The 11,882-nt window shown below is 35.7% G+C and carries 9 protein-coding genes and 1 tRNA gene; 9 read left to right on the top strand and 1 reads right to left on the bottom strand.

The window, feature by feature from the left end; translation table 11 throughout:
- Positions 1–191 precede the first annotated feature (191 nt).
- The 7 genes from GA0061080_RS00950 to GA0061080_RS00920 all read left to right on the top strand — a co-directional run bounded on the left by GA0061080_RS00950 (position 192) and on the right by GA0061080_RS00920 (position 8,353).
- A tRNA-Met gene (locus tag GA0061080_RS00950) sits at positions 192–268 on the top strand.
- A gap of 191 nt (positions 269–459) precedes the next feature.
- Entirely contained in the window at positions 460–921 is a 462-nt protein-coding gene (gene rimP / locus GA0061080_RS00945) for a ribosome maturation factor RimP (RefSeq protein WP_091119500.1), read from the top strand.
- 16 nt (positions 922–937) lie between these two features.
- Entirely contained in the window at positions 938–2,413 is a 1,476-nt protein-coding gene (gene nusA / locus GA0061080_RS00940) for a transcription termination factor NusA (RefSeq protein ID WP_091119497.1), read from the top strand.
- Positions 2,414–2,430: 17 nt separating this feature from the next.
- Complete coding sequence (gene infB, locus GA0061080_RS00935) at positions 2,431–5,067, top strand: translation initiation factor IF-2 (protein ID WP_091119493.1); 2,637 nt, start codon at positions 2,431–2,433, stop codon at positions 5,065–5,067.
- Between the two features lie 66 nt (positions 5,068–5,133).
- Positions 5,134–5,511 (top strand): 30S ribosome-binding factor RbfA, encoded by a 378-nt coding sequence (gene rbfA / locus GA0061080_RS00930; RefSeq protein ID WP_065560170.1) that lies wholly within the window; start codon positions 5,134–5,136, stop codon positions 5,509–5,511.
- Between the two features lie 64 nt (positions 5,512–5,575).
- A complete protein-coding gene (gene truB / locus GA0061080_RS00925) occupies positions 5,576–6,478 on the top strand; it encodes a tRNA pseudouridine(55) synthase TruB (protein WP_091119490.1) in 903 nt (300 codons plus the stop codon).
- Positions 6,479–7,129: 651 nt separating this feature from the next.
- Positions 7,130–8,353, top strand: a complete 1,224-nt coding sequence (locus GA0061080_RS00920) for a hypothetical protein (RefSeq protein WP_091119486.1) — start codon at positions 7,130–7,132, stop codon at positions 8,351–8,353.
- Positions 8,354–8,821: 468 nt separating this feature from the next.
- Here the strand turns inward: GA0061080_RS00920 and GA0061080_RS00915 are convergent, their stop codons facing one another.
- Positions 8,822–9,865, bottom strand: coding sequence for a LacI family DNA-binding transcriptional regulator (locus tag GA0061080_RS00915; RefSeq protein ID WP_091119482.1), 1,044 nt, complete (start codon positions 9,863–9,865; stop codon positions 8,822–8,824).
- A gap of 177 nt (positions 9,866–10,042) precedes the next feature.
- On the opposite strand from GA0061080_RS00915, the gene GA0061080_RS00910 reads away from it, so the two are divergent.
- Positions 10,043–11,062 carry an aspartate-semialdehyde dehydrogenase gene (locus GA0061080_RS00910; RefSeq protein WP_091119479.1) on the top strand — a complete coding sequence of 340 codons (1,020 nt, stop codon included), beginning with the start codon at positions 10,043–10,045 and terminating at the stop codon, positions 11,060–11,062.
- Positions 11,049–11,840: a tRNA pseudouridine(38-40) synthase TruA gene (truA, locus tag GA0061080_RS00905; RefSeq protein WP_091119475.1), complete on the top strand. Its 792-nt coding sequence runs from the start codon at positions 11,049–11,051 to the stop codon at positions 11,838–11,840. Before GA0061080_RS00910 ends, truA begins: the two co-directional genes overlap by 14 nt.
- Positions 11,841–11,882 lie beyond the last annotated feature (42 nt).

The raw sequence follows: 11,882 nt of genomic DNA, 5'->3' as shown, positions 1-11,882 counted from the left end.
ATAGTAATAAGTTATGGGCACAATAGTTACAATAGTTGCACTGAAAATTAGATTATTGTGCTTATATAAACATTGTTAAACACGAAAAAATTAATGTGTAATATTTTTCGTAATTTTAAATATATTAATAAAACTAGCGTGATTTGCAGTTGCATTTTATTCAAAATGCCGTATAATTCTCATCCATCTATCGCGGGGTGGAGCAGCTTGGTAGCTCGTCGGGCTCATAACCCGAAGGTCGTTGGTTCAAATCCAGCCCCCGCAACCACTTAAATTTTCATTCATAAACCAATCTACTCTTTTTATTTATGAAAGTTCGAAACAAGTGGCTTCATTATAGTTAGTATTTAAATGTAAGCCTCGCATGTCGAGGTTTTTTTTCGTGTAGTGATTTAAGCGTAAGTTTAAAAAGAATGTTGGGCTTTATGCCCTTTTTTATTTTCTGCTGTGGAGGTTTGTTTGGCTAATATAGAACAACAATTAACCGATATTATCCAAGAGCCAGTTAATGCACTTGGTTTTGAATTAGTCGGGGTTGAATATATTCGTGGTCGTTATCCTGTGCTACGAGTCTATATTGATAGTGAAAATGGTATTACGGTTGATGATTGTGCTGATGTTAGCCGACAAATCAGTGCGGTGCTTGATGTAGAAGACCCGATCAAAGATGCTTACAATCTTGAAGTTTCATCACCAGGAATGGACAGGCCTTTGTTTACGCTTGAGCACTATCAGCGGTTTATTGGTGAAGAAGTTACAGTCAGTCTACGTATACCTGTTGCTAATCGCCGCAAATGGAAAGGACGAATTAAGTCTATCGATAGTCAAATGGTTACATTAACTGTAGATGATAAAGATGAAGTATTTGCTTTTAGTAATATTCAAAAAGCGAATATTGTACCTAATTTTAACCTTAAATAGAGTACGGATGTAAAGGATGAATAAAGAAATTTTAGCTGTTGTTGAAGCTGTATCAAACGAAAAAGCACTTACGCGTGATAAAATTTTCGAAGCTTTAGAAACCGCATTAGCAACGGCCACAAAAAAGAAGCATAATGTTGATATTGACGTTGTTGTTAAAATAGATCATAAAACAGGTGATTACGACACTTTCCGCCGTTGGCTTGTTGTTGATGAAGTTACGCAACCAACTAAAGAAATGACATTAGACGCTGCACAATACGAAGACCCATCTGTTAAACTTGGCGATTACGTTGAAGAGCAAATTGAATCCGTTGCTTTTGACCGTATAACCACACAAACAGCAAAACAAGTTATTGTACAAAAGGTACGCGAAGCTGAGCGTGCAATGATCATTGACATGTTTAGAAATCGTATTGGTGATATTGTGACTGGAATTGTCAAAAAAACCAATCGCGATAGCGTGATTCTTGATTTAGGTAACAATGCAGACGCAATGATGTCACGCCATGATATGTTACCGCGTGAAAACTTCCGCATAGGCGATCGTGTCCGTGGTATTTTATATCTTGTAGAACAAAATAATAAACCTGCACAATTATGCATTAGCCGTTCAAACCCTGAAATGATGGAAGAGTTATTCCGCATTGAAGTTCCTGAAATTGGTGAAGAGATGATTGACATCAAAGGCGTGGCTCGTGATCCTGGCTCACGTGCTAAAATCGCAGTTAGTAGTAATGATCGTCGTATTGACCCTGTTGGTGCTTGTGTTGGTATGCGTGGTGCGCGCGTACAAGCAGTATCTAATGAATTTGGTGGAGAACGTATTGACATTGTTTTATGGGACGATAATCCTGCACAATACGTAATTAATGCAATGGCGCCGGCAGATGTTGTTTCAATTGTTGTTGATGAAGACAAACACACCATGGATGTAGCCGTCAATGCTGAAACTTTACCACAAGCCATTGGTCGAAATGGTCAGAATATCCGTTTAGCTTCACAGCTTACTGGCTGGACACTAAATGTGATGAGTAACGAAGATTTACAAGAAAAACATCATGCAGAATCTTTTGCTGCAATCAATAATTTGATGAAACATCTTGATATTGATGAAGGGCTTGCACAGCTATTAGTTGAAGAAGGCTTTACCTCACTTGAGGAACTTGCCTATGTGCCAGTTGACGAATTGCTTGAAATTGAAGAACTTGATAAAGATCTTGTTGAAGCATTAAGAACGCGAGCAAAAGATGCATTAACAACACTTGCACTAGCAAATAGTGGCGAAAAACAACCAGCTCAAGATTTGTTAAATCTACCTGGTATGACACAAGAGTTAGCTTATCAATTAGTACAACATGACATCATTACTTTGGAAGATTTAGCAGAACAAGGTACTGATGATTTAGCTGAGATTGAAGGTATAACAAACGAACAAGCTGGCGATTTTATTATGGCTGCTCGTAATATTTGTTGGTTTGCAGATGAATAATTGAGGAAAAGTAATACATGACCAAAGTATCAATAGAAACACTGGCTCAAGAAATCAACACACCAGTGCAAACACTTTTGCAACAGTTTGCTGATGCAGGTATGAAGAAATCTGCAACAGACACTGTCACACAAAAGGAGAAAGAAGCTTTGCTTGCTCATTTAAAACCTCAGCAAGGCCCAACAAAGTTAACATTGCAACGCAAAACGCACTCAACCTTAAATGTGTCGAGCGGTGGTGGCAAAAGCAAAGAAATAAAAGTAGAAGTTCGTAAAAAACGAACTTTTGTTAAACGCGATCCAGCTGAAATTGCGGCGGAACAAGAAAAAGCACGCCAAGAAGCAGAACTAAAAGCGAAACAAGAAGCCGAATTAAAAGCGCGTAAAGAAGCGGAAGAAAAAGAAAAGAAAGCTGAAGAAGAAGCGAAAAAGCGTGCTCAAGAGGAAAAAGCGAAAGCGGCACAAGAGCGAGCTGTCGATCCAAAAGTAAAAAAAGCGCAAGAAGAAAAAGCACGATTAGAAGCTGAAGCGAATGAAATTAAACGTAAAGCGGAGGAAGAAAATCGTCGAAAATTAGAGGAAGATGCCAAGCGTATGGCTGAAGAAGCTCGTAAGCTAGCAGAACAATATAATGAAGTTGATGATAGTGATCATACAGAAGATGAAGATTATCATGTGACAACCTCGAAATACGCTAGAGCAGCAGAAGACGAAACTGATCGTGAAGTTGAAAGCGCTCGTGGACGTGGTCGAAATACTAAACAAACTAAACAGAAAAAAGGCAACAAGCTATCAGAAGGCAAAGCGGAACGTGAAGAAGCACGAGCAGCAACTCGCAGTGGTCATAAAAAGAAAGGTAAAAGCACCTTACAGCAAGGCTTTAACAAACCAGTGCAAGCAGTTAACCGTGATGTTGTAATTGGTGAAACCATTACCGTTGCCGAACTTGCAAACAAAATGGCAGTAAAAGGCTCTGAAGTGATCAAAACTATGATGAAAATGGGGGCAATGGCAACTATTAATCAAGTTATCGATCAAGAAACAGCACAATTAGTGGCTGAAGAAATGGGACATAAAGTAGTATTACGCCGTGAAAATGAGCTCGAAGAATCTCTTATGAGCGATCGTGATACTGGTGCTGAAAAAGTATCTCGTGCACCTGTAGTTACCATTATGGGACACGTTGACCATGGTAAAACTTCTTTACTTGACTATATTCGTAAAGCAAAAGTTGCGTCAGGCGAAGCGGGTGGTATTACTCAGCACATTGGTGCTTATCATGTTAAAACGGCAAGCGGTGAAATTACCTTCTTAGATACTCCTGGGCATGCGGCTTTTACCTCAATGCGTGCGCGGGGTGCTAAAGCAACAGATATTGTAGTACTTGTTGTTGCGGCTGATGATGGTGTAATGCCTCAAACTATAGAAGCAATCCAACATGCTAAAGCGGCAAATGTACCAATTGTTGTTGCTGTTAACAAAATTGATAAACCAGAAGCTGATCCAGAGCGTGTAAAAGGCGAACTTGCACAATATGGCGTGATGTCAGAAGATTGGGGTGGTGATACTCAGTTTGTTCATGTGTCTGCTAAAGCAGGTACGGGCATTGATCAACTACTTGAAGCGATCTTACTACAAGCTGAAGTGCTTGAATTAACCGCATATGAAACAGGTATGGCAAGCGGCGTTGTGATTGAATCATTCCTTGATAAAGGCCGAGGTTCAGTTGCAACAGTACTTGTTCAATCAGGTACGTTGCGTAAAGGTGATATCGTACTTTGTGGATTTGAATACGGTCGTATTCGAGCGATGCGTAATGAACTAGGTAAAGAAGTGACTGAAGCTGGTCCATCAATACCAGTTGAAATTCTTGGCTTGTCTGGAGTGCCATCTGCTGGTGACGAAGCTACTGTTGTACGCGATGAAAAGAAAGCCCGTGAAGTTGCTCTTTATCGACAAGGTAAATTCCGTGACGTAAAACTTGCTCGTCAACAAAAAGCGAAGCTTGAAAACATGTTTACCAACATGACAGAAGGCGATGTTTCTGAACTTAATATTGTTCTAAAAGCAGATGTTCAAGGTTCTACTGAGGCGATTTCTGATTCATTACTTAAACTATCAACAGATGAAGTTAAAGTTAAAATTATTGGATCAGGTGTGGGTGGTATAACCGAAACTGATGCATCACTGGCTGCTGCATCAAATGCGATCATTTTAGGCTTTAACGTTCGTGCTGATGCTTCAGCACGTAAAGTGATTGAATCAGAAAATTTAGATCTACGTTATTACTCTGTTATTTATGATCTAATTGACGAAGTTAAACAAGCCATGAGCGGTATGCTTGCACCAGAATACAAACAAGAAATTATTGGTCTTGCTCAAGTGCGTGATGTGTTTAAATCACCTAAATTTGGTGCAATTGCAGGTTGTATGGTAACCGAAGGTGTTGTTAAACGTCACAACCCAATTCGTGTATTGCGTGATAACGTTGTTATCTATGAAGGCGAACTTGAATCATTACGTCGCTTTAAAGATGATGTTAACGAAGTACGTAATGGAACCGAATGTGGTATTGGTGTGCGTAACTACAACGATGTTCGTGTTGGCGACACGATTGAAGTTTTTGAAACTATCGAAATCAAACGTACGATCTAATTACAACGTATTTGATGTTATAAGCAAGGTATAGTCCTTGCTTATTCATTTATAAGGAAAATAGATATGGCAAAAGCATTTAATCGTTCATCTCGAGTTGGGCATGAGTTACAAAAAGAAATTGCAATTATCTTACAACGAGAAATCAAAGATCCTCGTCTTGGTATGGTAACCGTTTCAGGCGTTGATATCTCGCGTGATCTTTCGTATGCCAAAGTTTTTGTGACTTTTTTGAATGACGATGATCCACAAGTTATTGAACAAGGATTAACGGTACTTAATGATGCTAAAGGTTACATTCGAACCTTAATTGGCAAAGCGATGCGCTTACGCATCATTCCTGAAATTAAATTCTTTTACGATGAGTCGCTCGTTAAAGGTATGCAAATGTCGAGTTTGGTCGCTGATGTTATCAAACAAGATAATGAACGTCATAAAGATTAATATTAAAAATAGCCCTGATCTTGTTAAAAAGTTTCAGGAAACTATGTGTTTGTGTATAAAATAAATGATGAATATAAAAAAAACTCGCCGTGATCTTCACGGCGTTTTGTTGCTAGACAAAACGCAAGGCATGACATCAAACGATGTGTTGCAAAAAGTAAAATGGTTATTTAATGCTAAAAAGGCAGGGCATACGGGAGCTCTTGATCCACTAGCGACAGGGATGCTTCCTATCTGTTTTGGTGAAGCAACCAAATTTTCACAATATTTATTGGATTCAGATAAGCGTTATCGTGTGATCGCCAAACTTGGAGAACGAACCGACACATCTGATGCCGATGGTCAAATTATATGTACCAAACCCGTTAAAGTGACTGAATCACAAATCAACCAAGTCCTAACACATTTTCGCGGTGATATTTTACAAGTGCCAACTATGTTTTCGGCACTAAAATATCAAGGAAAACCACTATACGAATATGCTCGCCAAGGTATTGTGATTGAACGTGAGGCTAGACCGATTACCGTTTACGAAAATCAATTTATCCAATTTGATGCAATAAAAAACGAATTAACGTTAGAAATACACTGCTCAAAAGGCACCTACATCCGAACCATTATTGATGATTTAGGTGAATTATTGGGTTGCGGAGCACACGTTATTTATTTAAGGCGTTTACAAGTTGCCAATTACCCGATTGAAAACATGGTTACGTTAGAACAGTTACAAAATATCGAACTTAAAGATGATCTACTAATGCCGATCGACAGCCCATTACAAGATCGTCCAAAAGTTACTCTTAGTAATACGCAGGGTAAAGATATATTATTAGGACGAACCATTGAACTTGAAGGCTCCACGCAAGTTGAAACCTTAGTGCGAATTTATCAAGGCAAGCAATTTATTGGCGCTGGTATAATGCAAAATAACAAATTATTGCCAAAGCGTTTAATATCAACATCCTAATTCTTTTAAAAAGTTAAATTTTTCCTAAATTACTTGATATTAAAAAGATGTATATTTGTTGATATCTAGGACTCCATCCTGAAATAGCAAAAAAATTATTTGGCACTGGCATTACATTTATGCCAGTAGCTGTCTCAAAATTGCTTCCTTAAAAGATCAAAAATATTTAATCAATATTCAACATTTATCAGCTTGTCTTGCTCGGCTTAAATCCTATCATAAAAAAACACTTTATCTATTTTAAAGATTAATTGAAGTCTGAAACGGTATAGATTCCTGAATATTTTTTACAAGAAAAGAGACAATGCTAAAGCAAAAAATGGGAGTGTAGGAATAACTATCGTTATTTGAATTAATTTGAGAAACTACTATGATGAATATATGAAAAAAGTTAACGAACTATTACATACAAGAAAACATTCGCTAAATCTGGATAGGCTATACTTGGATCGGCTACACTAATTAGTACCAGTTTTATAAGGTTATTATTATGATAAACTAAAAATAAAAGAAGGTAGCAACAATGGCAATCGATTTAGCTCGAAGAGCAAAACGTAATTTTATCAACAAATAATTGTTGATATTAAAGATAGGTGAATTCACGCGGTTTCAGGAAAATACTTTATAAATTTTTATAGGACTATTTTAACCATGAAGTATAAACTATTTATTCTTTTTTCTTTGCTATATATTATTTTATGCAGTATTTGGTTTTTTTTATCACTCTTTCCATGCAATTATTATAATTATATTTTGGATAGATTATACATTAATAAAATTGATAATAATTTATCATCATTAAATTCTTCATTTTCTCCTCAATTTTTGACACACAAAATGGTTATGTATGATTTAGAACATGGAATTACATCAGAACAAATAGCAAATAAAGCACTTAATAATATAAATTATTATTTTGCTCAAGTTAGTAATAATTGCATCTTGGAAGGAGAGCAAACAAGTTCAGATATTATTAATTATATTTCTTGTGCAAATAAAATATTAGGAGAATATTTTTATTATCAACCATCACAAGAAACTTCAAATAATTATGCCAATCAACGTTCTGATTGTGATTTAAATACATATTTACTAATTGATGCGATGAAAAAGGTAGGTATAGACGCTTATATTATCTATGCTCCTAATCATGCTTTTTTGGGAGCGAAAAGCAAAAATCAGGAAATTATTTTATGGGAAACTACTATAGATAAAAATAAAGGCGAAAAGATAGATACACAAATTATTACTGATGCGAATAAAATTATTGTGGATTCTTTATCTTCTTTTTATAAAAAAAATGACAGGATACCATATTATAGGTATTACAATACAAAATATGCATTTGATTTGTATAAAATTTTAGTGTCGGATATTTCTAACGTTGATTCTTTAGCTCTTGTTGAAGGTAGTTATCTTAATGATACTGAAAATGCAATAATAGAGAATGCATATTTTGAATTGCGATTACAAAAAAATAAATTTACTGATAGCGACTTAGAAAAACTTAAAAAAAGTTTACAAAAAGATATAAATAATGAGAATAACCGTGTCTTACTAGCAACTTTTTATGAAAATCATAAAATGCTAGACCAAGCACGTGAGCATATTGAAACACTTTTAAAGTCTGAACGTTGTGGTAAAGACTGTATTGAATTAGCTATAAGGTTGGATTCAGAGGGTAACTCTTATTTTTTACAGAAATATGTTCAATTCCATGATAGTAAATTGGTTACCAAAGTAAAGCAGTTTTTTAAATTAGATAAAATGGAGTATACATATAAAGATTATAAAAATACGCGTTTAAAAATTTTGTACTTATTAGCAGGCCCTAATGTAAATAAATTTGTATATTTTCCTACAGTTATTTTGTGATTACCACCTAAATTAGTAATTATTGGCCAAAATACTGCAGCAAAAAAGTAGAAAATTCCCCATAATAAAAGTAAAAATGGATTTAAGGGTGAAAAAATAACCGAACATCAAATCGTATCGATATTAAAAGAAGCTGAAGCAGGTATTCCTGTTAAAGAACTTTGCTGTAAATATGGTATGGCAATTTAGCTTTTTATGAATGATGAGAAAAATATGGGCGGTATGAAAAGCTTAGATAACAAACGTTTAAAAGAACTTGAGGCAGAAAACCGTATGAGCCTCGCCCAAATCTTTAAATTTCATTTTAATTTATTCCTCTTACCTACTTATGTGTAAATAATAATAGATGCCCCCAATGATTGATTATTCAATTAAGTAACTAGCTGCCTAAAAAAAATTACAAAGTCGCCCCCTTTGACTGATTTATCCTAATTAAACTAGCACAATTGGTTATGCCGATATCATATTCTAATAAAATATCGATTCTGCTTCTATAATTTTACAGCGCTTAGTGGGTTTTGCCGTGCTTTTAATTAGCTCACACAGTAAAGTTGCTGATTTTTGTCCCATTTCAAACAAAGGTTTGTTTATTCTGCTTAGGGTATCTAATTGATTGTATTTAAGTTCTTTAGATGAGCTAAAATACGATATTATAAGCGGTTTTGTAAGTTTTGTTTGATTTTCATTGGCTTGGTGTACGGCACCTAAAACCATGTTATCGGGCGATTGGTTGCGGTCTTTATAATCGCTTTTATCCAAACAACTTAAGCTAAAATTATCGGAACAAATAACCGCAGTAGGTGCTTTATTACTGTTTATTAGCTTTTTTACCGCTGATCTGGCATGTTGATAAGTAAAACAGCCATGAATAATATATCTAGGTTCAATAGTAATATTAGCGCGCAATAAAGCTTGTTTATAACCTTGTAGCAAAAGTGTAGAACTGGTTAATTTTTCATTATTAAGCAAAATAGCAATTTTTGTATGTGACTTATCAATCAAATATTTTGTTATTTGATGGCCAATAAGTAAATGATCAAAGTCAACACAAATAAAATCAAGCGAAAAGTGATTAACTAAAACAATGGGCGGTAATGTGGTTTTATAAGCAACTAGCGTTTTTAAGTAAGGTGCATCATTAATAATAATGATGCCATCAAATGCATGTTGAGCAACATAACGAATAATATGATGGATATCAGTTTTATTATGATAAGGAAATTGCAAATAAAACATTTGAAACTGTTCTTCTTTTAAAACTTGCTCTAATCCTGCATTGATTAAGCTTTTTGAATAAAGTTGATTGTCGATAATTAATATTTTTCCGCTGTTATGTATGGGTTTATAGGGTTTAAAATTTTTTGAAGTATCCATATTTAATTCCTCAATTGCTTGATAAACGCGTAACTGTATTTTAGGTGAGGTTAAATGTGGTTTTTTTAGCACTCTAGAAACCGAAGCGACAGACGTGTTGGCTTTTTTAGCAATCGTTGATAGGGTGATTTTTGTCATGATAATAAATAAAGTTAACTAAAATGACTTATCACTTTACCGATATTAATTTTTTTTGTAAGGGATCAAATTTTATTTTGTCGATCTGTGTTCCAAAATCAGGAAATATCTTTTTCCGCTATCTTTGGCAATATAGTGATATAATTACCGCTAAATTTTTTATTTGGGTTGATAAATATGTCTGCATGGAATATTGCTATTGTGGGAGCGACAGGGCAAGTGGGTTCTGCGCTAGTTGAATTACTACAACAACGTGGTTTACAAGATAATAATCTAAAAATTGAAAATCTCTATTTGGTCGGTAGTGACAATAGTGCTGGTGAAGTTGTTCGTTTTGCTGGTAAAAATTTAACTGTTACCGATAGTGCAAAAATGGATTGGAGTCAGTGCCATTTTGCCTTTTTTGTTGCTGGTTATGAAACAAGTAAAAAATATGCACAAATTGCGGCAGAATCAGGTTGTGTAGTGATTGATGCAAGTGGTTATTTTGCCGAGCAGGATCATATTCCATTAGTAGTACCTAAAGTTAATAACAGTGTATTAACTGAATACCGTAATGAAAACATTATAGCTGTAGCTAGTGCCACAGTATGCCAATTATTGCGCTGTGTTGCGTCGTTGACTGATATGAGGTTATTAACCAATTTACATGTAACTAGTTTTATTCCCGCCTCATTATATGGCAAGCCTGGCGTTGATGAACTTGCAGGGCAAAGTGCGCGTTTATTAAATGGTATGCCAGTTGATAATCAACTGTTTGATAAACAATTAGCCTTTAACTTATTGCCTATATCACACGAACATGATGATGCGATATTAGGTGAAAAATCACAAGTGAACCAAATCCGAAAAGTATTGAGTAATTATGAACTTCCTGTTTCTATTGAGTCAGTGATTGTGCCCGTTTTTTATGGCGTATCGCAAGCCATTAATGTATCAAGTAGTTTACCAATTGAACTAGATATGACTCGTTTTGGCGAATTTGGTGTTGAAGTTCAAGACGATGGTTTACCAACCCCAGTGACTGAAGTGAACACCGAATCAGAAAGCCAACTAACCATTAAATTATCTAATTTACGACATAGTTATGGTCATTATGAACAAATTCAATTTTGGTCAGTAGCCGATAATATCCGTTATTTAGGTGCACTAATGCTAATTGAAACGCTTGAGATCCTCATTAATGACTATATATAAAATTGCCCTTGGTATTGAATATGATGGTAGTGCTTATTTTGGTTGGCAACGGCAACAGTCAGTCGATTCTATTCAAAAAAGGCTAGAATCGGCACTATCAATTATTGCTAATTCACCAATAACTGTATTTTGCGCAGGAAGGACAGATGCAGGCGTGCATGCAACAGGGCAAGTTATCCATTTTGAAACCCAAGCCGTGCGATCAGCTAGTGCTTGGACAATGGGCGTGAATTCGCATTTACCCGATAATATAGCTGTGCGTTGGTCACAAGTAGTTGATGATAGTTTTCATGCGCGGTTTAGTGCGACTGCTCGGCGTTACCGTTATGTGATCTATAATAACCGCTATCGATCAGCCATTTTAGCCAAAGGGGTATCGCATTATTATTTGCCGTTGAATGAAAGCTTAATGCACCAAGCAGCGCAGCATCTATTAGGCGAAAATGATTTTTCCTCTTTTCGAGCATCGCAGTGTCAGTCAAGAACGCCTTGGCGCAATATTCACCATATTGAAGTTTGGCGACAGGGCGAATATATTATTGTCGATATTAAGGCCAACGCATTTGTACACCATATGGTACGCAATATTGTAGGTAGCTTACTTGAGGTTGGTACAGGTAATCAGCGCCCTGAGTGGATCGGCGAATTGTTACATGCTAAAGACAGAACGCAAGCGGCTGCAACTGCAAAACCTGAAGGGTTGTATTTAGTTCAGGTCGATTATCCTGCTCAATACCAAATACCAACGCAGGCATTAGGTCCACTATTTATAAAATAAATGACAAAATAAGTTATAAAGTTAGTTATAAAACTAAGTATA

Origin of the sequence: Gilliamella intestini, from assembly GCF_900094935.1 — a bacterium.
Taxonomy (GTDB): Bacteria; Pseudomonadota; Gammaproteobacteria; order Enterobacterales; family Orbaceae; genus Gilliamella; species Gilliamella intestini.
This window is presented reverse-complemented; position numbering and strand designations above follow the sequence as displayed.